Source organism: Pseudomonas sp. Q12-87 (assembly GCF_001269755.1).
Classification (GTDB): Bacteria; Pseudomonadota; Gammaproteobacteria; order Pseudomonadales; family Pseudomonadaceae; genus Aquipseudomonas; species Aquipseudomonas fluorescens_S.
The window spans coordinates 218,908-242,016 of sequence record NZ_LHVI01000022.1; the positions used below are offsets into that span (position 1 = coordinate 218,908).

General features: G+C 61.7%; 16 protein-coding genes and 2 riboswitches. Of the genes, 8 read left to right on the forward strand and 8 right to left on the reverse strand.

What is annotated here, in order from left to right:
* Nucleotides 1-73: 73 nt before the first annotated feature.
* From AD663_RS16395 to cobW, 4 genes are all read right to left on the reverse strand, one after another.
* On the reverse strand, nucleotides 74-628 hold the full coding sequence (locus AD663_RS16395) for a VWA domain-containing protein (protein WP_033046120.1): 555 nt from the start codon (nucleotides 626-628) through the stop codon (nucleotides 74-76).
* A 101-nt stretch (nucleotides 629-729) separates the two neighbouring features.
* Nucleotides 730-1,731, reverse strand: a complete 1,002-nt coding sequence (locus AD663_RS16400) for an ATP-binding protein (RefSeq protein ID WP_003182835.1) — start codon at nucleotides 1,729-1,731, stop codon at nucleotides 730-732.
* Nucleotides 1,732-1,905: 174 nt separating this feature from the next.
* On the reverse strand, nucleotides 1,906-5,679 hold the full coding sequence (gene cobN, locus AD663_RS16405) for a cobaltochelatase subunit CobN (protein ID WP_003182836.1): 3,774 nt from the start codon (nucleotides 5,677-5,679) through the stop codon (nucleotides 1,906-1,908).
* Nucleotides 5,680-5,682: 3 nt separating this feature from the next.
* The gene (cobW, locus tag AD663_RS16410) at nucleotides 5,683-6,753 is read right to left on the reverse strand and encodes a cobalamin biosynthesis protein CobW (protein WP_003182838.1); all 1,071 of its coding nucleotides are present in this window, start codon (nucleotides 6,751-6,753) and stop codon (nucleotides 5,683-5,685) included.
* 97 nt (nucleotides 6,754-6,850) lie between these two features.
* Nucleotides 6,851-7,065: riboswitch (cobalamin riboswitch) on the reverse strand.
* 371 nt (nucleotides 7,066-7,436) lie between these two features.
* Nucleotides 7,437-7,660, forward strand: a riboswitch (cobalamin riboswitch).
* A 100-nt stretch (nucleotides 7,661-7,760) separates the two neighbouring features.
* Between cobW and AD663_RS16415 the strand changes: the two genes are divergently transcribed.
* The 4 genes from AD663_RS16415 to cobM all read left to right on the forward strand — a co-directional run bounded on the left by AD663_RS16415 (nucleotide 7,761) and on the right by cobM (nucleotide 9,885).
* The gene (locus AD663_RS16415; protein ID WP_003182840.1) at nucleotides 7,761-7,952 is read left to right on the forward strand and encodes a CbtB-domain containing protein; all 192 of its coding nucleotides are present in this window, start codon (nucleotides 7,761-7,763) and stop codon (nucleotides 7,950-7,952) included.
* A gap of 11 nt (nucleotides 7,953-7,963) precedes the next feature.
* Nucleotides 7,964-8,659 (forward strand): CbtA family protein, encoded by a 696-nt coding sequence (locus AD663_RS16420; RefSeq protein ID WP_003182843.1) that lies wholly within the window; start codon nucleotides 7,964-7,966, stop codon nucleotides 8,657-8,659.
* Complete coding sequence (locus AD663_RS16425; RefSeq protein ID WP_003182845.1) at nucleotides 8,656-9,060, forward strand: cobalamin biosynthesis protein; 405 nt, start codon at nucleotides 8,656-8,658, stop codon at nucleotides 9,058-9,060. Before AD663_RS16420 ends, AD663_RS16425 begins: the two co-directional genes overlap by 4 nt.
* Nucleotides 9,061-9,138: 78 nt before the next feature.
* Nucleotides 9,139-9,885, forward strand: coding sequence for a precorrin-4 C(11)-methyltransferase (gene cobM, locus AD663_RS16430; RefSeq protein WP_003182848.1), 747 nt, complete (start codon nucleotides 9,139-9,141; stop codon nucleotides 9,883-9,885).
* A 167-nt stretch (nucleotides 9,886-10,052) separates the two neighbouring features.
* On the opposite strand, the gene nfuA is transcribed toward cobM, so the two are convergent.
* Both nfuA and AD663_RS16440 read right to left on the reverse strand, forming a co-directional pair.
* On the reverse strand, nucleotides 10,053-10,637 hold the full coding sequence (nfuA, locus tag AD663_RS16435; RefSeq protein WP_003182850.1) for a Fe-S biogenesis protein NfuA: 585 nt from the start codon (nucleotides 10,635-10,637) through the stop codon (nucleotides 10,053-10,055).
* Nucleotides 10,638-10,754: 117 nt separating this feature from the next.
* Nucleotides 10,755-13,046, reverse strand: a complete 2,292-nt coding sequence (locus AD663_RS16440) for a fatty acid cis/trans isomerase (protein WP_003182851.1) — start codon at nucleotides 13,044-13,046, stop codon at nucleotides 10,755-10,757.
* Between the two features lie 155 nt (nucleotides 13,047-13,201).
* Here AD663_RS16440 and metH point away from each other — a divergent pair, with 155 nt between their 5' ends.
* On the forward strand, nucleotides 13,202-16,912 hold the full coding sequence (metH, locus tag AD663_RS16445) for a methionine synthase (protein WP_003182853.1): 3,711 nt from the start codon (nucleotides 13,202-13,204) through the stop codon (nucleotides 16,910-16,912).
* 409 nt (nucleotides 16,913-17,321) lie between these two features.
* On the opposite strand, the gene AD663_RS16450 is transcribed toward metH, so the two are convergent.
* The gene (locus tag AD663_RS16450) at nucleotides 17,322-18,533 is read right to left on the reverse strand and encodes a reprolysin-like metallopeptidase (RefSeq protein WP_053214158.1); all 1,212 of its coding nucleotides are present in this window, start codon (nucleotides 18,531-18,533) and stop codon (nucleotides 17,322-17,324) included.
* Nucleotides 18,534-18,763: 230 nt separating this feature from the next.
* On the opposite strand from AD663_RS16450, the gene AD663_RS16455 reads away from it, so the two are divergent.
* From AD663_RS16455 to AD663_RS16465, 3 genes are all read left to right on the forward strand, one after another.
* Nucleotides 18,764-18,982 carry a DUF2970 domain-containing protein gene (locus tag AD663_RS16455; RefSeq protein WP_003182858.1) on the forward strand — a complete coding sequence of 73 codons (219 nt, stop codon included), beginning with the start codon at nucleotides 18,764-18,766 and terminating at the stop codon, nucleotides 18,980-18,982.
* 542 nt (nucleotides 18,983-19,524) lie between these two features.
* Nucleotides 19,525-21,183 (forward strand): nitrite/sulfite reductase, encoded by a 1,659-nt coding sequence (locus AD663_RS16460; RefSeq protein ID WP_053214159.1) that lies wholly within the window; start codon nucleotides 19,525-19,527, stop codon nucleotides 21,181-21,183.
* A complete protein-coding gene (locus AD663_RS16465) occupies nucleotides 21,167-21,667 on the forward strand; it encodes a DUF934 domain-containing protein (RefSeq protein ID WP_053214160.1) in 501 nt (166 codons plus the stop codon). The genes AD663_RS16460 and AD663_RS16465 overlap by 17 nt, the downstream gene beginning before the upstream one ends.
* 190 nt (nucleotides 21,668-21,857) lie before the next feature.
* On the opposite strand, the gene sohB is transcribed toward AD663_RS16465, so the two are convergent.
* Nucleotides 21,858-22,889: a protease SohB gene (gene sohB, locus AD663_RS16470; protein WP_003182869.1), complete on the reverse strand. Its 1,032-nt coding sequence runs from the start codon at nucleotides 22,887-22,889 to the stop codon at nucleotides 21,858-21,860.
* Between the last annotated feature and the right edge of the window lie 220 nt (nucleotides 22,890-23,109).

A 23,109-nucleotide genomic window follows, 5' to 3' on the forward strand; every position in this document is an offset into this window, starting at 1 on the left:
GACGCCTCATAACACGTGTGGGAGCGGGCTTGCTCGCGAAGAGGTCCTTCCAGACGCCGCACATTCAAAACTATTACATTTGATCAATATGCCAATACTCCGCCTGCAGCTGCCCCGCCAACTGCCGCGCCCGGCCCAGGCGGATCGGGCCGCGCTCGATGTCGATCAACAGGCACGGGCAATCCAGGGATGGCAGAGCCCGTCCCTCTTTCACCCGCCCATCAGTCATCACCAATACCCGCTGCTGCTCCACCGGGAAGCGCTTGCGCCGGGCCGTCAACCAGCGCCCGGCCTCACTCAGCGCTGCGAGCAACGGCGTACCGCCACCGGCACCGAGCCCATCCAGCCAATCCCGCAGCCCGGCAGAAGCCTTGAGCCCTTGTACCTGCCAGTTCGGGAGCGTGCCGCTGGCCGTCAACAGCGCCAAGCGGGCCCGTTGCCGGTAGGCGTCGTCGAACAATTGCGCCAGCAGGCCCTTGCCCTCACTCAAGGCTTGATGACGCCGGGTCGAGGCCGAGGCGTCGACGATCACCAGCCACAGCTCATGGGGGGAGCGACAGCGATTGTGAAACCGCAGGTCCTCATGCAGGCGTGGACGCCCCTTGAGCAACGTGCCCGGCCAATTCACCGCACCGCTGGCGGCGGCTTTGCTGCGGCCCTGGCGGCCCTGATCGAGGCGTCCGGCGCGGGGTCTGGCATTCGCCCCCGCAACTGAACGAGGGCGAATGCCTAGGGCTTTTTTGGCCAGCTCGGCACTTCACGTCGGGCGCCGGTCGGCAATGCCCGGGCCGGCAAATCGCCCCACTGGCCTTGGCCTTCATCGGGCCGACTGGTTTCATTGGCACCCGCCTGCGGTGCCTGGGACGGTGCCGGCGCAGTATGCCCGCGGCGTCGGTGACGCAAGGCAAACTCGGCGACCGCATCGATGTCTTCAGCGGCGATGGATTGCGCACCGCGCCACGCGGCATGGGCTCGGGCCGCTCGCAGCCAGACCAAGTCGGCACGCAAGCCATCGACGCCGGCGGCAAAGCAGCGCTCGGTAATGTGCGCCAGGGTCGAATCGTCCAGGGCAATTGCGGCCAAGCGGTTGCGGGCCTGTTGGCAGCGCTCGCGCAACTGCTGCTGGGCCGTTTCCCACTCCACGCAAAACGCCATCGGATCGCTGTCGAAATCCAACCGTCGGCGGATGATCTGCCCGCGTTCAAGCGGCGCAGTGTGGCCGTCGAGGGCCACGTTCAAACCGAAACGGTCAAGCAACTGCGGGCGCAGCTCGCCCTCTTCCGGGTTCATGGTGCCGATCAGTACAAAGCGCGCCGGATGCCGGTGGGAAATGCCGTCACGCTCGATCAGGTTGGTGCCGCTGGCGGCCACGTCCAGCAGCAGGTCCACCAGATGATCGGGCAACAGGTTCACTTCATCGACGTACAACACGCCGCCGTCGGCCTTGGCCAGCACGCCGGGAGAGAACTGCGCGCGCCCTTCCCCCAAGGCAGCGTCCAGGTCGAGGGTGCCCACCAGGCGTTCTTCGGTGGCGCCCAGGGGCAAGGTAACGAACTGACCGCTGGCCAAGAGATCCGCCAGGCCTCGAGCCAACGTCGACTTGGCCATACCGCGCGGACCTTCGATCAGCACACCGCCGATTTTCGGATCGATCGCGGCCAGGCACAGGGCGAGCTTCAAGTCATCGGCGCCGACCACGGCGGAGAGGGGGAAATGGGGGGTGTGGGTCATGTCGAATGCCTAATGAATGTGCGAGGTTCCCCGGTGGCGAGGGAGCTTGCTCCCGCTGGGGCGCGAAGCGGCCCCCAGAACTTGAGGTCCCAGTGCCCCTTCAGAATGACGACTGCTGCGCAGCCGAGCGGGAGCAAGCTCCCTCGCCACAAGTGCACGGCTCCTGTCCGCATTTCAACCATCCTCTTCGATGTCCAACAACAAATTCTCCAACGCCTCGCGATACTCACCCGGCGCCTGCCACATCCCTCGCTGCTGCGCTTCGAGCATGCGTTCGGTCATGTCCCGCAGGGCGTCGGGGTTGTGCTGGCGGACGAACTCGCGAGTATCCGCATCGAGCAGGTACGCATCGGCCAGCAAGGCGTACTGATGATCGTCGATCAACTGCGTGGTCGCGTCGAAGGCGAACAGATTGTCCACCGTCGCCGCCAGTTCGAACGCGCCTTTGTAGCCATGACGCTTCACGCCCTCAATCCACTTCGGATTGGCCGCTCGGGCACGGATAACGCGATTGAGCTCTTCTTTCAGGCTGCGGATTTTCGGCAGGTCCGGCTGGCTGTGATCGCCATGGTAACTGGCCGCTGCTTCACCGCTGAGGGTCTCTACCGCCGCCAGCATACCGCCCTGGAATTGGTAGTAATCATTGGAATCGAGCAAGTCGTGCTCGCGATTATCCTGATTCTGCACCACCGCTTGCACCTGGCTCAGGCGCCGGGAAAACTGCTCTCGTGCGGCGGTGCCTTCATCGCTGCCGCCGTAAGCGTAGCCGCCCCAGTTCAGGTACACCTCGGCCAGGTCTTCGCGACTCTGCCAGAGGCGGCCGTCGATCGCGCCCTGCACGCCTGCGCCATAGGCGCCCGGCTTGGCACCGAAAATCCGCCAGCCGGCCTGTCGCGCAGCGGCTTCCGGCTCCAGGCCCGACGCCAGCAGCGCTTCGCGTTCGCCACGCACCTTCGCCGCCAAGGGATTCATGTCGTCCGGTTCCTGCAAATCGGCGACGGCCTGCACGGCAGCATCGAACAGCCGGATCAGGTTGGCGAAGGCATCCCGGAAGAACCCGGATACCCGCAACGTGACATCGACCCGCGGCCGGTCCAGCAGGCTCAACGGCAGGATCTCGAAATCGTCGACCCGCTGGCTGCCCGTGGCCCATACCGGACGCACGCCCATCAGTGCCATCGCCTGGGCAATATCATCGCCGCCGGTGCGCATGGTGGCGGTGCCCCAGACTGACAGGCCGAGCTGGCGCAGGTGATCGCCGTGGTCCTGCAAGTGCCGCTCGAGGATCAGGTTCGCCGATTGAAAACCGATGCGCCACGCCGTGGTGGTGGGCAGGTTGCGCACGTCCACCGAGAAAAAATTGCGTCCGGTGGGCAGCACATCCAGGCGCCCGCGGCTCGGCGCGCCACTGGGGCCAGCCGGCACGAAGCGCCCGCCCAGCGCATCGAGCAAGCCGCGCATCTCAGCCGGACCACAGGCGTCCAAGCGCGGCGCCACGACGGTGCGCAGGTTGTCGATGATGCTGCCCACCGTCTCCCAGCCCGGCGCGTCAAGTTGCGGCACCTCATCGCTGAGCGCTTGCTCGATCAACCGCGCGGCGAACAACTCCAGACGCTCGCGGGTATCGCCGGCAGTGCGCCAAGGCTCGTCGCTGATTCGGCGCAAGGCCTCGGGACAGTCTGCGGCCCAAGGTTCGGCCAATGCGCAATCCAGCGGATCGAAACCCAGCCCGAACGCCTTGGCCAACGCTCGCAGCAGGCTCGATTGCGCGCCCTTGCCATCGCCACGGGGAATGCGCAACAACGCCAGCAAGGTGTCGATGCGCAGCCGTCCGTTGGGCGATTCGCCGAAAATGTGCAGGCCATCGCGGATCTGCGACTCCTTCAAATCGCACAGGTAGGTGTCCAGGCGCGGCAGCCAGATCGCCGCGTCGGCGTCGCTATTGAGGGCGGCGTCGAGTTGCAACTCGCGGTCGATGTGCGTCTCGCGCACCAGGTTGAGGATGTCCCGTTGCAGCTCTCGGGCACGGCGCGGATCGAGCAATTGCGCCTCGTAATATTCGTCCGCCAACAGTTCGAGGTTACGCAGCGGCCCGTAGGTTTCGGCGCGGGTCAGCGGCGGCATCAGGTGGTCGATAATCACCGCCTGGGTGCGGCGCTTGGCCTGGGCGCCCTCGCCCGGGTCGTTGACGATGAACGGATAGATGTTCGGCAGCGGTCCCAGCAGCGCGTCCGGCCAGCAATTTTCCGACAGCCCGACGCCCTTGCCCGGCAGCCATTCGAGGTTGCCATGCTTGCCGACGTGGATGACTGCATGGGCGCCATAGGTGTTGCGCAACCAGAAATAGAACGCCAGATAACCGTGGGGCGGGACCAGGTCCGGGTCGTGGTACACCGCACTCGGATCGACTTGATAACCCCGGGCCGGCTGGATCCCGACGAATGTCAGGCCCAGGCGCAGGCCGGCGACCATCAGGCGGCCGTCACGGAACATGGGATCTTTCTCGGCCCCCCCCCAGCGTTCGAGCACCGCTTGGCGGTTGCCCTCGGGCAGCGCGTCGAACATGGCCTGGTAGGCTTCCAGGGCCAGGCTCTGGTGACACGGCCGCAGGTCGAGGCTGTCCAGGTCGTTGCTGACCCCGCCGAGCAATTGCTGGATCAACGCGGTGCCGCTCCCAGGCAATTCAGCCGGCAGTAGATAGCCCTCGGTCTGCATGGCGCGCAGGATATTCAGCGCCGCCGCCGGGGTATCCAGGCCAACGCCGTTGCCGATGCGCCCGTCCCGGGTCGGGTAGTTGGCGAGGATCAGCGCCACACGCTTTTCGGCGTTGGGCAAACGCGCCAACGTGGTCCAGCGCCGCGCCAGTTCGGCGACAAAATCCATGCGTTCCGGCACGGCCCGGTAGCAGACCACATCGCTCTGGCTGCGCTCGCTGCGCCAGGCCAGGTCCTTGAAGCTGATGGGCCGACTGATGATCCGCCCGTCCAGCTCCGGCAAGGCAATGTGCATCGCCAGGTCCCGCGGTCCCAAGCCTTGTTCGCTGGCACGCCAGCCCGGTTCGTTGTCCTGGGCGCAGATCGCCTGGATCACCGGGATGTCGCGGCGAAACGGCCGCAGGTGCGGGGCTTCCGGGCTGGACTGGGCGAAGCCGGTGGTGTTGAGGATCACCCCGGCTGCGACTTCATCCAGCCAATCTTCGACCAAGGCTAGGCAACCGGGCTCCTTGAGGCTGGCCACGGCAATCGGCAGCGGATTGAGCCCCGCCGCTTGCAGCCGCTGGCAGAACACATCGACGAACGCGGTGTTCGCCGCTTGCAAGTGCGAGCGATAGAACAGCACCGCCGCCACCGGTTGTTCGGCCTGCCAGTCGGCTTGCCAATCGCCAAGGCTGGCGTTGGTTTTCCCCGGGTGGTAGATCGCTGTGCGCGGCAGCGTTTGCGGCTCGGCCCAGGCGTAATCGCGGCCAAACCATTGGCTGCCCACATTGTGAAACAGGTCCAGGGCATTGCCCAACCCACCCTGACGCAGAAACTGCCAGAGCCGGTCGCGGTCCTCGAAGGGCACGTTGCTCAGGTCGCTGAGTTCCGGGTCGGGACGATCGTCCCCCGGTATCAGGATCAGCTTCACGCCACGCCCGGCCAGTTCCATCAGGCGTTCAATGCCGTAGCGCCAATAACCGATGCCGCCATGCAGTGACAACAGAATGACCTTGGCATGACGCAGCACGTCGTCGAAGTACAGGTCCACCGAGGCGTGGTTTTGCACTTGCATCGGGTTGGCGAGGCGAAATTCCGGATAGTCACCAGGCAACTGCTTGGCCGCCTCGGCCAGCAGCGCCAGGCTGGAATCGCCGCTGCACAGGATCACCAGCTCGGCGGGGGTTTGCCCCAGGTCGGCTATGTTGTCATCCGACACGAAACCGCCGGGCTGGGTCCTGAGCAGGTGCATGGCTTAGGCGCTGAGGGCGGCGCGCAGTTGCGCTTCAAGCAACGCGGCGTCCAGCGCCTGGCCGATCAGCACCAGGCGGGTCACTCGTGCTTCCTCGGCGCCCCACTGACGGTCGAAATGCTTGTCAAAGCGCGTGCCGACACCCTGGATCAACAGGCGCATCGGCTTGTTCGGGATCGCCGCGAAACCCTTGACCCGCAACACGCCGTGCTGGACCACCAGTTGCGTCAGCGCGTCCAGTAACTGGCTTTCGTCGGCCTGGGGCAGTTCGATGGAAATCGAATCGAAAGCGTCATGGTCATGGTCATGGTCGTCATCGTCGCCGTCATGGTGATGATCGTGATGGCTGTGGCGACCGTCGATGTGTTCTTCGGAGCCGGCGCCCAGACCGATCAGCACGTCCAGCGGCAGGCGACCGCTGCTGGCTTCGATGACCTTGACCGCCGGTGGCAGCTCTTCGGCGACTTCCAGGCGTACTTTCGCCAGGTCTTCAGGGCTGATCAGGTCGGCTTTGTTGAGGATCACCAGGTCGGCGCTCGCCAGCTGATCGGCGAACAATTCATGCAGCGGTGATTCATGGTCCAGGTTCGGATCGAGTTTGCGCTGGGCATCGACCTGGTCGGGGAACGCAGCGAAGGTGCCGGCGGCCACGGCCGGACTGTCGACCACGGTGATCACCGCATCGACCGTGCAGGCGCTACGGATTTCCGGCCATTGGAAGGCCTGGACCAGCGGCTTGGGCAGGGCCAGGCCGGAGGTTTCGATCAGGATGTGGTCGAGGTCGCCGCGCCGCGCTACCAGCTCGCGCATCACCGGGAAGAACTCTTCCTGCACCGTGCAACACAGGCAACCGTTGGCCAGCTCGTAGACACGACCGTTGGCCTCTTCTTCGGTGCAACCGATGGAGCACTGCTTGAGGATCTCGCCGTCGATGCCCAGCTCGCCGAATTCGTTGACGATGACGGCGATACGCCGGCCCTGGGCATTGTCGAGCATGTGCCGCAGCAAGGTGGTTTTACCCGAGCCGAGGAAACCGGTAACGATGGTGACGGGGAGCTTGGCCAGTGTTTTCATCGGATGCCCTTTGGCAAGGTGGCGGGCAAACGGGACGACAACCGCTGGCACAGGCGTGCGCGGAAGATTTCGCCACCGGATCACCCCGCCCGGTTGTAGTGAGAATCTGTCTCGAGGCAGGTCTCCTGGCTGACGGTGGGCCAGTCGTTCGACTGGCAATCGCTGCGCCTTCCCGTGCGCCTTTTGAAAAGGACTAGCACAGTGGCCTTGCAGAAACCTCACCGTTCACAGTTGCGGGGGCAGCCGCGGCTTGGACCGCGTTCCCTTCTTAGCTTCGGCGCAGGCCGAAGAACCTCGAAGGCGCAAGGCTACGCAGGGTGTGGGTGCGGGTCAATCTCCAGAGGGTTCTTCGGTGCCAGTGCTGCCGCTTTCGCGAGCAAGCCCGCTCCCACATTGGATCTACGTTGGCCTCAAATTTTGGATTCGGCAACGATCCCATGTGGGAGCGGGCTTGCTCGCGAAGGGCACAACTCGGTTTGAGCCTGTGAACCCATGCCAATTGACGCCCCGCCCTCGCCCATGCTCTCCTGTGCATGGTTTGCGTAGCGGGTTCTGTTAGCTCAAATTCGGATGCCGGAAGTCCATAGCCAAGGCGCTGTGACGAGTCATAGCCCGCTATGGCGAGGAACAGCAACGCAGGATATGGATTTCTGGCGCCGAAGTTGGGCTAACAGAACCCGCTACACAAACCACTTGTTACGGGTGCCCTTCACAGGGTGAAACGGGAAACCGGTGAATCGTGTGCTTTACTCCAAGGCCACGTCAGTCCGGTGCTGCCCCCGCAACGGTAAGCGAGCGAAGCGTCTGAACCACTGTGTCCCAGGACATGGGAAGGAGACGCTTGCAGGCCAGGCGCAAGCCCCGCCCCTCGCGAGCCCGGAGACCGGCCCATGACTCATGCATCAACAAACCCGCGGTGGGCGGGCGCTGTTCGAACCCTGGGTGTTCATCGCCCGGGTTTTCATTGCGCTCCAATCACCCGCTGAACGAGAACAGAGGGAAGCGCCATGTCGACCATCATCAGCAGCACCGCCCGCTCCACCAGCAGCACCACTACCCTGAGCCAACGCCTGAGTGCGGCGATCCTTGCTTCGATCCTGGGCGCCGGGCTGGTCTATTTCGCTGGTTTCTCCCATATCGAAGCCGTGCACAACGCCGCCCACGACACCCGTCACAGCGCCGCCTTTCCGTGCCATTGAGGCCTGACGACATGATCAAGCGTATCGCCCGGACCGCAGGCTTCAGCGGATTGCTGGCCGCCCTGCTGCTGACCCTGCTGCAAAGTTTCTGGGTATCGCCGCTGATTCTCCAGGCCGAGACCTTTGAGAAGGCCCCGACGGCCGAAGTCCATGAACACGCCGACGGCGCTGCCCACACCCATGATGCCGAGGCCTGGGAGCCGCAGGACGGCTGGCAGCGCGTGCTGTCCACCACGGGCGGCAACCTGGTGGTCGCGGTGGGTTTCGCGCTGATGCTGGCGGGCCTGTACACCTTGCGTGCGCCGACTCGCACCTCCCAAGGCTTGCTCTGGGGACTGGCCGGTTATGCCACGTTCGTGCTGGCGCCAACCCTTGGTCTTCCACCGGAACTGCCCGGCACCGCCGCGGCGGACCTGGCCCAACGGCAAATGTGGTGGATCGGTACCGCGGCGTCTACGGCAGTGGGCATCGCCCTGATCGCCTTCGGCAGGCACTGGCTGCTCAAGCTGCTGGGCCTGGCGACATTGCTGGTGCCCCATGTCATCGGCGCACCACAGCCGGAAGTCCACTCGACGCTCGCCCCCGAAGCCCTTGAAAGTCAGTTCAAGATCGCCTCGCAAGTGACCAACGCCGCGTTCTGGCTGGCCTTGGGCGTTATCAGCGCCTGGCTGTTCCGCCGTCACGGCCAAACCCATCACGACGCATGAGCATCGGCCCAATGCTGGTGGCCGGCCTGGGCTGCCAGCGCGGCAGTCCGGTCAGTGCGCTGCGGGCATTGCTCGACCAAACGCTGCTGGCCCATGGCATTGCGCTGGCGCAGGTGCAGGCCCTGGCCAGTATCGACCTCAAGCGTGACGAACCGGCCCTGCTGGAATTGGCCAGCCAACTGGCACTGCCGCTGATTTGTTTCAGTGTCGAGCAGTTGAGTGCCTATCAAGAGCGCCTCAGTCACCGCTCCGAGATCGCCTTCCAGCGCACCGGCTGCCATGGCATCGCCGAAAGCGCCTCCCTGGCCCTGGCCGATCAGATGGGCGCGATGCCCGCAACGTTGCTGGTTACTCGACAGAAAGCCCTTAAGGTGACGCTGGCATTGGCGCAAGTCTGGTAATTCCCGATAATTCGTCCCTCAGGATCATGAGCGCTGTTCATTTGAACGATGCTCAATCACCCGCTACAGGAACCGGTCATGACCGTTTACTTCATCGGCGCCGGCCCCGGCGACCCGGAACTGATTACCGTCAAAGGCCAGCGGCTGATTCGCAGCTGCTCGGTGATTATCTACGCCGGCTCCCTGGTGCCGGCTGCCGTGCTTGAGGGCCATTGCGCTGAACAGGTGATCAACAGCGCCGAGCTGCACCTGGAACAAATTATCGAATTGATCAATAACGCGCATCGCAAAGGCCTGGACGTGGCCCGGGTGCATTCCGGCGACCCGAGCCTGTACGGCGCCATCGGCGAGCAGATTCGTTGCCTGCGGGAGCTGGATATCCCTTTCGAGATCATCCCGGGCGTGACCGCAACCTCAGCCTGCGCCGCCCTGCTCGGTGCGGAATTGACCCTGCCGGACATTTCCCAAAGCCTGATCCTCACCCGCTACGCCGACAAGACTGCGATGCCCGTCGGAGAAGAACTGAACAGTTTGGCGCAACATGGGGCGACCATGGCGATTCACCTGGGGGTCAATCATCTTGAAAAAATCGTCGATGAATTGCTGCCCCACTACGGCGTGGATTGTCCGATTGCAGTGATTCACCGGGCGACATGGCCCGATCAGGATTGGGTGATGGGAACGCTGGCTGATATTGCCGCGAAGGTACAGGTCAAGGGGTTTCGCCGAACGGCGTTGATCCTGGTGGGGCGTGTACTGGGTAATGATGTATTCAGCGAATCATCGCTGTACCGAGCCGGGCATGCGCATCTCTACAGACCCTGACTCGATCTGACGGATGCTCAAGTAATTGTGGCGAGGGAGCTTGCTCCCGCTGGTCCGCAAAGCGGACCCCCAGCAACCCACGCGCTCATCACGAAAAGCACATCGGTTGCCTTGCGATTGCTTCGCAATCGAGCGGGAGCAAGCTCCCTCGCCACAGCGAACACCTATCAGTAGTAGGCGTTTTCTTTCTGCGTATGGTCGGTCACGTCGCGCACGCCCTTGAGCTCCGGGATGCGTTCGAGCAAGGTGCGCTCGATGCCTTCCTTGAGAGTCACGTCGGCCTGGCCGCAGCCCTGGCAGCCGCCGCCGAACTGGAGCACGGCGATGCCGTCTTCCACCACGTCGATCAGCGAAACCTGGCCGCCGTGGCTGGCCAGCCCCGGGTTGATTTCGGTTTGCAGGTAATAATTGATGCGCTCGTTGACCGGGCTGTCGGCGTTGACCATCGGCACCTTGGCGTTCGGGGCCTTGATGGTCAGCTGGCCGCCCATGCGGTCGGTGGCGTAGTCGACGACGGCATCGTCCAGGAACGCTTCGCTGAACGAGTCGATATACGCGGTGAAGCTCTTGAGCCCCAGCGCGGTGTCTTCGGGTTTCTCTTCCCCCGGCTTGCAGTAGGCAATGCACGTCTCGGCGTATTGGGTGCCGGGCTGGGTGATGAAGATGCGGATCCCGATACCCGGGGTGTTCTGCTTGGACAGCAGGTCGGCCAGGTAATCGTGGGCGGCATCGGTAATCGTAATGGCGGTCATGGGAACTCCTCGCAGGCTTGCCGGCAGTTTACGCCAATCATCGCGCCGGACAAAGTCCTAGTATTTTTGTCGGGAAAGCAGCCGACGGCGGCGCAGGGTCGCCGCCGGACTTTCCGATCAGAGGTTCTGATAACGATTCATATCCAGCACACCGGCTTCCAGCGGCTCTGTCTCCCGGATGTACTGGCTCAGATCATGAAAGTACTGCCAGAACTGCGGATGGCTGCGACGAATCCCCCAACGCTCGACAATCCGCTCGAACGCCGGCGCATCCTGAGCGCTCTCCATGGCATCGACGAACGCCGGCACTTGCCCCGCCGCAATATTGAAAATGAAATTGGGGTAGCTGCTGAGCACGCCCGGGTAGACCGTCAGAGTGTCCAGCCCCGGCTGGTAGCGCATTTCCTCGCCCAGCAGGAACGCCACGTTGCTGTGGGCACGGTTGCGCAGCAGGCTATAGATTTCACGGTGGCCGCCGGCAGTCTCGACGCGCAGCAGGGTCGCTTCCGGCAGTTGGTCGATCACCTTGAGCCCCGCCGCCGGACGCGACACCAGGCGACTGAGGGCCTGCTCGGCGTTTTGCAGCATCGGATCGATGTTGGGCCGCGAACAATAAGCACCGTCGCAGCGGTTGATCGGATCCGGGCGCGCATTCAAGTCGCCATAACGGGCCAGCAATTGCTGGGCGAAATCACGCTTGGGGTCGTGTTCGTCAAGCTTGAGCGCGGTCGGCTTGTCATCGTCGATGGCCTCGTAGTCGAGCCACATTTTCACTTTGCCGCCGGCCTGGTACCAGTCGTCGAGGTAGCCTTCCCGGGAGTCGGCGGGCATCAGGCGCAGGAAGTTCTGCTCGGCACCGTTGCGGATCAAATCGAAATACAACCGGGTCTGCGCTTGGTGGGACACGTTGCCGAACACATCGAAGTTCACCGCCAATTGATAATAAGTACGCTCCAACAGTGGAAAATCGAACAACCACATCGTTTGCGGCACCTCTCCGATCAGGCCTTTGGTCACCGAGGCGCTATCGAAATGCCGGAAGATGCTCAGCAGCGCATTGTCGTTACCAGCCCATAGCGTCGACCAACTGGGGGCCGGCGCATCGGCATAGCTGTCGCGGCGCAAGGCTTCGTATGCGTTGCGCTTGTCCCGATAATCGAGCCACAGGCTGACAACGCTGCCCACATCATCGTTCTGCCCCGGCATCGCCAGCAGCGGCGTGGCCTGGCCTCGGTAGTTCGGGTCGGTGATGTACAGATCGTGTTCCGGGGCCTGGAACAGCGCCCAGAAGTTGTCGCGGATCACGTCCGTGGCGATCTGGCCCCGGCACACCGGCCCTCGGATGAAGGTGCGCACGAAATACTCGGCATTGTCGAGCATGAACTGGTAGCGGGCCTGGGCCGGGATCGCTTCGAAGGTGGAGAACGGGTTCGCTCGCCGCTCCGGCCCGTAGCCTGGCAATGCATCGACCTGCCAGTTGCCGCTGTAGAACAGGCTCTTGATCCGCGCCATCTTGGCCGCGCTCAAGCCGTAAGTGATGTGGGTCTTGTGCACAATCACTCCTTGTACCGGCCACAGCCGATAATAGATGCGCGTGCCAGGGTCGTCGTTGGGGCGGCGGGTATTGATCAGGTCGATGGGCTGGCCAGTGGGCGTGCGCGAACGCACCCACTGGAAAAAATGTCCTGGCTCGCCGTCCTTGAAATAGATATGGGCCAGGAACCAATGCTCGAATAACCAGCGGCCCACCAGGCTCTGCCGGGCACCCGGCGCATTAAGCAGGTTTTCCCATTGCACCACTTGCAAGGCTTCGGCGGCGCTCGGGGCCAGGGCTTGCTGATCGATGGGGGCGCCTGCAGCCAGCCAGCGCTGGAGGGTCTGATATTGCTGATCGGTTAGGCCCGTGACAGCCAGGGGCATGCCTTCTTTCGGGTGCACCACAGCGTACTCATCGAATTGCCCTGGCATTGGGCAACTGTTGTCACGGTTGAGCCCAAGCATGATGTCTTCCGGCAACTTGGCGTTGGGCTGCAGCGGCGCACGGTGTCCGAGTTCCAACATCCGCGCCATCAATGCCGCCTGGCTGCCTTGGGCGTCGAGCACCGAATAGAAGCCCTTCTGTTGCCAGGCGCGCTGACCGGTGGCGTCGTAGAACAAGCGGGTCGGAGCGGCCGCCTCGCGCCGCTCGCCGTCATACACCGAGAGCTTGCTCGCGCCCCGCGCCACACCTTCACCGCTGCCCAGGTTCAGTTGGCAGGCAGAGTCGTAGCAGGCATGGCACGCCACGCATTTTTCCGTGAAGATCGGCTGAATGTCGCGGGTATAGGAAATCGCCGGAGTGGAATTCCCGGCGGCTGCGCTAAAAGACAACGACAGCAGGAGACTGCCGAATAAGACGCGGTACGGCATGTCTCGGGTTCCAGAGCGATAATCCGGCGATTCTACCGGGCCAGCATCGCCTTGCAAACATGAGCGATATTCATGCAAAAGGCAGTCATGATCAAATCCCGCACAGGTTTGTTATCATCCCGGCTTTCGTAACAGTCTTTTTTCCAGGTAGTCCTATGTCCGATCGCAGCGCTCGCCTTTATCTCCTGCAGCAAGCCCTCAAGGAACGCATCCTGATTCTCGACGGCGGCATGGGCACGATGATCCAGAGCTACAAGCTGGAGGAACAGGACTATCGCGGCAAGCGTTTTGCCGACTGGCCGAGCGACGTCAAGGGCAACAACGACTTGCTGGTGCTCAGCCGCCCCGACGTGATCGGCGCCATCGAAAAAGCCTACCTGGATGCCGGCGCGGACATCCTGGAAACCAACACTTTCAACGCCACCCAAGTGTCCCAGGCCGACTACGGTATGCAGGGCCTGGCCTACGAGCTGAACCTGGAAGGCGCGCGCCTGGCCCGCAAGGTGGCCGACGCCAAGACCCTGGAAACTCCGGACAAGCCACGTTTCGTCGCCGGCGTGCTCGGCCCGACCAGCCGTACCTGCTCGCTGTCGCCCGACGTGAACAACCCTGGCTACCGCAACGTGACCTTCGATGAACTGGTGGAGAACTACACCGAGGCCACCCAGGGCCTGATCGAAGGGGGCGCCGACCTGATCCTGATCGAAACCATTTTCGACACTTTGAACGCCAAGGCAGCGATCTTCGCCGTGCAAGGTGTCTACGAAGAGCTGGGCGTCGAGCTGCCGATCATGATCTCCGGGACCATCACCGATGCCTCCGGCCGCACCCTCTCCGGCCAGACCACCGAAGCCTTCTGGAACTCCGTGGCCCACGCCAAGCCCATCTCCGTGGGCCTGAACTGTGCCCTCGGCGCCAGCGAGTTGCGCCCGTACCTGGAAGAACTGTCGAACAAGGCCAGCACCCATGTCTCGGCGCACCCGAACGCGGGCCTGCCCAATGAATTCGGCGAATATGACGAATTGCCGGCCGATACCGCGAAAGTCATCGAGGAATTCGCCCAGAGCGGTTTCCTGAACATCGTGGGCGGTTGCTGCGGCACCACCCCGGCGCACATCGAAGCCATCGCCAAGGCCGTGGCCGGCTACGCACCGCGCCAGATCCCGGAAATCCCCCGGGCTTGCCGCCTGTCGGGCCTGGAGCCGTTCACCATCGACCGCAGTTCGTTGTTCGTCAACGTCGGCGAGCGGACCAACATCACCGGCTCCGCCAAATTCGCCCGACTGATCCGCGAAGACAACTACACCGAAGCCCTGGAAGTGGCCCTGCAACAGGTCGAGGCCGGCGCCCAGGTGATCGACATCAACATGGACGAAGGCATGCTCGATTCGAAGAAGGCCATGGTGACCTTCCTCAATCTGATCGCCGGCGAACCGGACATCTCCCGCGTGCCGATCATGATCGACTCCTCGAAATGGGAAGTGATCGAAGCCGGTCTCAAGTGCATCCAGGGCAAGGGCATCGTCAACTCCATCAGCATGAAGGAGGGCGTCGAGCAGTTCATCCATCACGCCAAGTTGTGCAAACGCTACGGCGCCGCCGTGGTGGTGATGGCCTTCGATGAAGCCGGCCAGGCCGACACCGAAGCGCGCAAGAAAGAAATCTGCAAGCGCTCCTACGACATTCTGGTCAACGAAGTCGGCTTCCCGCCGGAAGACATTATCTTCGACCCGAACATCTTCGCCGTCGCCACCGGCATCGAAGAGCACAACAACTACGCGGTGGACTTCATCAACGCCTGCGCCTATATCCGCGACGAGCTGCCCTATGCGTTGACGTCGGGCGGCGTGTCCAACGTGTCCTTCTCGTTCCGTGGCAACAACCCAGTGCGCGAGGCGATTCACTCGGTATTCCTGCTGTATGCGATTCGCGCGGGCCTGACCATGGGCATCGTCAACGCCGGCCAGCTGGAGATCTACGACCAGATCCCGGCGGAACTGCGCGACGCCGTGGAAGACGTGATCCTCAATCGCACCCCCGAAGGCACCGACGCCCTCCTCGCCATCGCCGACAAGTACAAGGGCGATGGCAGCGTCAAGGAAGCGGAAACCGAGGAATGGCGCGGCTGGGAAGTCAACAAGCGCCTGGAACATGCGCTGGTCAAGGGCATCACCACCCACATCGTCGAAGACACCGAGGAGTCGCGCCAGTCCTTCGCTCGCCCGATCGAAGTCATCGAAGGCCCGCTGATGGCCGGCATGAACATCGTTGGCGACCTGTTCGGCGCCGGCAAGATGTTCCTGCCCCAGGTGGTGAAATCCGCGCGGGTGATGAAGCAGGCCGTGGCCCACCTGATCCCGTTCATCGAGGCGGAAAAAGGCGACAAGCCGGAGGCCAAGGGCAAGATCCTGATGGCCACGGTCAAGGGCGATGTCCATGACATCGGCAAGAATATCGTTGGCGTGGTGTTGGGTTGCAACGGCTACGACATCGTCGACCTGGGCGTGATGGTGCCGGCGGAGAAGATCCTGCAGGTGGCCAAGGAGCAGAAGTGCGACATCATCGGCCTGTCCGGCCTGATCACCCCGTCCCTGGATGAGATGGTGCACGTGGCGCGCGAAATGCAGCGTCAGGATTTCCACCTGCCGTTGATGATCGGTGGCGCGACGACCTCCAAGGCCCACACGGCGGTAAAAATCGAACCCAAGTACAGCAATGACGCCGTCATCTATGTCACCGACGCCTCCCGCGCCGTGGGCGTGGCCACGCAATTGCTGTCCAAGGAGCTCAAGCCGGCGTTCGTCGAGAAAACCCGCCTGGACTACATCGACGTGCGCGAGCGCACCTCCAATCGCAGCGCCCGCACCGAACGCCTGAGCTACGCCGCCGCCGTCGCCAAGAAACCGCAGTTCGACTGGAGCAGCTACCAGCCGGTCAAACCAACCTTCACCGGCGCACGGGTGCTGGACGACATCGACCTCAACGTCCTGGCCGAATACATCGACTGGACGCCGTTCTTCATTTCCTGGGACCTGGCCGGCAAATACCCGCGCATCCTCACCGACGAAGTGGTCGGCGAAGCCGCCACCGCGCTGTACGCCGATGCCCGGGCCATGCTGCGCAAGCTGATCGACGAAAAACTCATCAGCGCCCGCGCCGTGTTCGGCTTCTGGCCGGCCAACCAGGTGCATGACGACGACCTGGAAGTCTACGGCGAAGACGGCAAACCGCTGGCGCGCCTGCATCACCTGCGCCAGCAGATCATCAAGACCGACGGCAAGCCGAACTTCTCCCTGGCCGACTTCGTCGCACCCAAGGACAGCGGCGTGACCGACTACGTCGGTGGTTTCATCACCACCGCCGGCATTGGCGCCGAAGAAGTGGCCAAGGCCTACCAGGAAGCCGGCGACGACTACAACTCGATCATGGTCAAGGCCTTGGCCGACCGCCTCGCCGAGGCTTGCGCCGAATGGCTGCACCAGCAGGTGCGCAAGAACTATTGGGGCTACGCCCAGGACGAGAGCCTCGACAACGAAGCGCTGATCAAGGAGCAATACACCGGCATCCGCCCCGCTCCCGGCTACCCGGCCTGCCCGGACCACACCGAGAAAGCCACCCTGTTCCGCCTGCTCGACCCCGAGGCCAGCGAACTGAAGGCCGGACGCAGCGGCGTGTTCCTCACCGAACACTACGCCATGTTCCCGGCGGCAGCGGTCAGCGGCTGGTACTTCGCCCATCCCCAGGCGCAGTACTTCGCCGTGGGCAAGATCGACAAGGATCAGGTCCAGAGCTATACGGCGCGTAAAGGCCAGGAGTTGAGTGTGACGGAGCGTTGGTTGTCGCCGAATTTGGGGTATGACAACTAAGAACTAAGTCGGTGGCGATTGATGATGCTCTTCATATATATAGCGGTGTACATGAAGAGCGTCGTGAAAGCGGCGACAGGGCACAAGCCACCGACATTTGGCTGACTTCGCGAGGGCGTTAGTAATTATCCGCCACGTCTAACACAAAGTTACTTCTTAACAGAAATGGCGATATTGATAGGCACCTTCCAATCGGAGTTGGGCCTTCGAGCTTCAAGCTGGAGAAAGCCATTATAATAGCCCGCCGGCAGCGCCTCATTTCCACCATAGGGATAGTATTCCAGCCGAAGGTTCAAGGGATATATCGTGCATCCCGAAATGGCATTCATTCGCGAGACGCATTTATCCCCCCTCACGCGCCTTGCCCATAATTCGACACTGACATCATCCCCTCTGGCATTGCGCAGTTTCACATTAATTTTAGTGCCAGCATCGCTCCCTGAAGATGGATTAACTCAGTCGGCCCCACCGCTGGGGAGAAGGTTACAAAGGCGCCCTCACGGCCTGATGAACCAGGCACGGCCAATTCAGCGTAGGCTTCAGATTGTTCTCCAGGAGAGCTGACAAGCATCATACGCAGGCCTGGTAGTTCCGGTCTGTAACCCGTCAATCGCGCCGTACTCTCACGCCAGACGCGGGCCATGTCGGCCGTCCTTGCACTTCCTATCGGCAAGCCGTAAGCATCATTGACGGCAGGTGTCGAATAGTAGAGGGATCGACTACCGGTACACATATTGGTTTTGGTTCTACCGTTGTTATAGCCATAGTTGTAGTCCGAACCGTTTGCCTCTTCGCAATGCTCCCCTCCGGCGTTATGCCCTATCTCATGGGCAAAAGTGGTGGTTGCATACCAGGCGCTAACGCTTGTGTATCCACGAAAATATGCTCTTCCCTGCTCTTGGCTGGTGCCCGCCGAAATGGCCGCGTTCACATCAGTTTTGTACCGATCCCGATAGGAGCTGAGAAGATTTTGCCAATTGGTCAATCCCTCGTCACTGGTATTGTGAGGCACATCAAAAACGCTAACGGCACCGAGTCGCAACGAAACTTCCCCGACACGCGAGTTTCGTAAGCTGAGATTGACCATTTCAACTTGCGCAAGCGCATAGGCAATGGGATCAACTCCCAGCTGATTCAGCGCATTGGCAGAATAAGCGAAGAGCATATCAATATAAGAGGGCCCGTCACTGGCCGTCTCCGGACGACCAATGTCTTCCTGTGATTTGACCGTATCGTTTTCCAACAAATCTTCAGCTGGCTCGGCGATGAATGTAAGGCGCCCCTGGGGGTCAACTTTTAACAAACCGTGCTTATCGGGCTCGTTGACGATTCCAACGACCGCCCCATCTGGAGACCGAACCACCACCAGCGAGCCTGCCTCCCCATCACGGGCATACAGATTGCCACTCTCAATCGTATAGCCCTGCTCAACGTGTATCGCCGAACGCTCAAAGCGGGCATCGCCAATCGCATTGGCATATACACTCGCCGACGTCGGTTGAGGTGTGTTCTCTTGGCTTTCGGTTGCCGCATTGCTTACCGGAAAACCCAAGAGAAAAAACAGCGTAGCCGTAGCGCAACGGTAAAAAACCGCGGACGTGGACGAGCTTCGGACGTTCATGGCTGATATCTTCGCAGGTGACAGGAGTCATCAGCGTGATCCAATCCCACCGGAGCGGATACTGACAGAAGTACCAGTAGCGACACGGGTCAGGAAGGCTTAGGTTTACTGATTTTCTGTCCGCGAAGGCGTTGGGGGAAGACCGGGAGCCAGGGATCCATGACCGAGGCCACCGCAGACTGCGATCTTTTGTCTATGCTTGTCCCACACACATGGCAGACGAGGGATTTATGGACGATCCAGTCGACAACAAGCCGCCAACCCTGTGGCAGATGATGCACAGCGTGCTGGCTGCCGCTTTCGGCGTGCAGAGCGGCAAGAACCGCGCCCGTGACTTCACCCACGGCAAGCCCAGTCACTTCGTGATATTGGGCATCGCGTTCACGGTGATATTCGCCCTGACGCTGTTTGGCATCGTCAAGCTGGTGGTGCATCTGGCGGGGTTATAAAACTCGCGGACACTACTTAACCCTGTGGGAGCGGGCTTGCTCGCGAAGGCGGTGTATCAGTCAGAATCATTTTTGACTGATGCACCGCCTTCGCGAGCAAGCCCGCTCCCACATTGGGTATTGAGTGTGATGAAAGACTATTGGTGACTGACCCAGAACACGGCGGTGCCCACCACCAGGATAATCAGGAACAAAATGGCCCAGGCATCAACGGTACTGTCGCTTTTCCTTGCTTTGGTCGGATTGCTCATTGCATCGCCTCTTGTCGGTTTTGTAGGTGATTGCATAGGGACTCGACCACAGTTAAGACGATGATTGCCCGTACGACAAATGTGGGTTAGGCAATAATCAATCTCATTAGTCGATTTGGTTCTTTGCATATACTCAAACATCACTTTTGCGCATAACTCAAAACAGGTATCTTGCATCGGCTCCTTTAGGAGTGCGCGGCCGTGCGCGCAGAATTGCCGAGGCAGAACCCGATTTCAGCGAGCCACCATGCAGCTGTTTCTGATCGGCCCAAGCCTGAGACCGAGACTTATATGTACGTATATGACGAGTACGATCAGCGAATCATCGAGGACCGCGTCAAGCAGTTCCGTGATCAGACCCGACGCTATCTGGCAGGCGAGCTGAGCGAAGAAGAATTCCGCCCCCTGCGCTTGCAGAATGGCCTGTATATCCAGCGTTTCGCTCCGATGCTGCGCGTGGCGGTGCCTTACGGCCAACTGACTTCGCGCCAGGTGCGCAAGCTGGCCCAGATCGCCCGTGACTACGACAAGGGCTACGCCCACATCAGTACCCGGCAGAACGTCCAGTACAACTGGCCGGCCCTGGAAGATGTGCCGCAGATCCTGGCCGAACTGGCTACCGTGCAGATGCACGCGATCCAGACCAGTGGCAACTGCCTGCGCAACGTCACCACCGACCAGTTCGCCGGCGTCGCGGCCGATGAATTGATCGACCCGCGTCCATGGTGCGAAATCGTCCGCCAGTGGACGACGTTCCACCCGGAGTTCGCCTACCTGCCACGCAAGTTCAAGATCGCCATCAATGGCTCGAGCTCGGACCGTGCGGCCATCGAAGTCCATGACATCGGCCTGGAGACGGTCTACAACGCCGCCGGCGAGCTGGGCTTCCGTGTGCTGGTGGGCGGTGGCCTCGGGCGTACGCCGGTGGTCGGCGCGTTCATCAATGAATTCCTGCCGTGGCAGGACCTGCTGAGCTACCTCGACGCCATCCTGCGGGTGTACAACCGCTACGGCCGTCGCGACAACAAATACAAGGCGCGGATCAAGATCCTGGTCAAGGCCTTGACGCCTGAAGTCTTCGCCCAGAAGGTCGAAGACGAAATGGCTCACCTGCGTGGCGGCCAGACCACCCTGACCGAAGCCGAAGTCCATCGCGTGGCCAAGCACTTCGTCGACCCAGACTACAAAGTCTTGAGCAATCAGGACGCCGAGCTGGCTGGCCTCGACAAAGAACATCCGGGCTTTGCCCGTTGGCGTACCCGCAATACCCTGGCCCACAAGAAGCCGGGCTACGTCGCGGTGACCTTGTCCCTGAAGCCGACCGGCGTTGCGCCGGGCGACATCACCGACAAGCAGCTGGACGCCGTTGCCGACCTGGCCGAGCGCTACAGCTTCGGCCAACTGCGCACTTCCCACGAGCAGAACATCATTCTGGCGGATGTTGAACAGAGCCAGTTGTTCACCCTGTGGGGCGAGTTGCGCGAGCAAGGTTTCGCCACCCCGAACATCGGCCTGCTGACCGACATCATCTGCTGCCCTGGCGGTGATTTCTGCTCCCTGGCCAACGCCAAGTCGATTCCCATCGCCGAATCGATCCAGCGTCGTTTCGACGACCTGGATTACCTGTTCGACATCGGTGAGCTGGACCTGAACATTTCCGGTTGCATGAACGCCTGTGGTCACCACCATGTCGGCCATATCGGCATCCTGGGCGTGGACAAGAAAGGCGAAGAGTTCTACCAGGTCTCCCTGGGCGGCAGCGGTAACCGTGACGCCAGCCTGGGCAAGATCCTCGGCCCGTCGTTTGCCCAGGATGACATGCCTGACGTGATCGAAAAGCTGATCGACGTGTACATTGAACAACGTACCGAAGACGAGCGCTTCATCGACACTTACCAACGTATTGGCATCGACCTCTTCAAGGAACGCGTCTATGCAGCGAATCATTAAGAACAACGAGGTCATCGACGAAACCTGGCACTTGTTGCCCAAGGATGCGTCCTTCGATGGTATCTCCAACTGCGATGACCTGATCGTGCCCCTGGCCCTGTGGCGTGATCATGGTCACGCCCTCAAGGCCCGCGATGGTGGCCTGGGCGTGTGGCTGGATGCCGACGAGGAAGCGGAAGAAATTGGTGATGACGCCAGCCAATTCCAGGTCATTGCCCTGAACTTCCCAGCCTTTACCGATGGTCGCAGCTACTCCAACGCCCGCCTGTTGCGTGATCGCTATGGCTTCAAGGGTGAGCTGCGGGCGATTGGCGATGTGCTGCGCGACCAGCTGTTCTATATGCGCCGCTGCGGTTTCGATGCGTTTGCCTTGCGCGCCGATAAAGACCCCTATGAGGCGCTCGAAAGCCTCAAGGACTTCTCGGTGACCTACCAGGCTGCCACTGACGAACCGCTGCCACTGTTTCGCCGCCGCTCAAGCTAAACAGTTCCATGAAAAAGCCCTGGTCCGGGTTTCCGGTCCAGGGCTTTTTTGTGGGCGCTGATTACTGTGGGAGCGGAGCTTGCTCGCGAAGGCGGCGCATCTGAACAGATGATGTTGGATTTGCCGCCGCTTTCGCGAGCAAGCCCGCTCCCACAATGGGATTGTCAGTGACTCAACTCTGGAAACCCAGTTACCAGAAACGCTGCTGGGTAAGACGGCTCCACCAGCTCAGCAAGACCCGATCCACCGAACCGCTGGCCGCCATGCCGACGCGCTCTTGCAGGCTTTTACGCTCGGCGTAGTGCAGGTGATACAGCTCGGCGCCCTTGGCTCGTTCGGCCAGGTATTCATCGCTGGTCTTCAGCTCATCCACCAGGCCCTTGCCCAGCGCCGCGACACCCAGCCAGACTTCACCGGTCGCCACTTCATCGATGGCCAGCTGTGGGCGGTAGTTGGACACGAAGTTCTTGAACAGCTCATGGGTAATGTCCAGGTCTTCCTGGAATTTCTCCCGGCCCTTCTCGGTGTTTTCGCCGAACACGGTCAAGGTGCGCTTGTACTCACCCGCCGTCAGCACTTCGAAGTCGATGTCGTGCTTTTTCAGCAGCCGGTTGACGTTGGGCAGCTGCGCGACGACACCGATGGAGCCCAGGATGGCAAACGGGGCACTGATGATCTTCTCGCCAATGCACGCCATCATGTAGCCGCCGCTGGCTGCGACCTTGTCGATGCAGACCGTCAACGGCACGCCGGCCTGGCGGATACGCACCAGCTGCGACGAGGCCAGGCCGTAGCTGTGGACCATGCCGCCGCCGCTTTCCAGGCGCAGTACCACTTCATCCTTCGGGGTGGCGAGGGTCAGCAGCGCGGTGATTTCATGGCGCAGGCTCTCGGTGGCCGAAGCCTTGATGTCGCCGTCGAAATCCAGGACGAAGACCCGAGGCTTGACGGCCGGTTTGTCCTTGCGTTTCTTTTCGGCTTTTTCAACCTTGCCCTGTGTCTTGCGCAAGGCCTTGAGCTGATCCTTGTCCAGCAACGTCTGCTCCAGGCGCTCACGCAGGCCCTTGTAGAAATCGTTGAGCTTGCTCACCTGCAACTGGCCGGCCGATTTGCGCCGCCCTTTACTGCGCAACGCAGCGAAACTGGCCAGCACCACGAGGATGGCGATCACCAGTGTCACAGTCTTGGCCAGGAAACTGGCGTATTCGATGAAAAACTCCACAATGGCTCCTAATAATTCAATACGCCGCTCAAGCGCGGTGTTGCTGGTGCCCAGCATACCCATGCGCCCGCCTCGCGGCCAGCCATGAAACCTGCGGTAACCTTGCTGCGCGGCAGGCACTACGCCCTCCGCAAACGCCCTGCCCAGGGGCTGTAACAGGCATTTCAAACAAGCGTATGTTTTTTCATTGACAGCTCACCGCCATCCTCATAACCTCGCC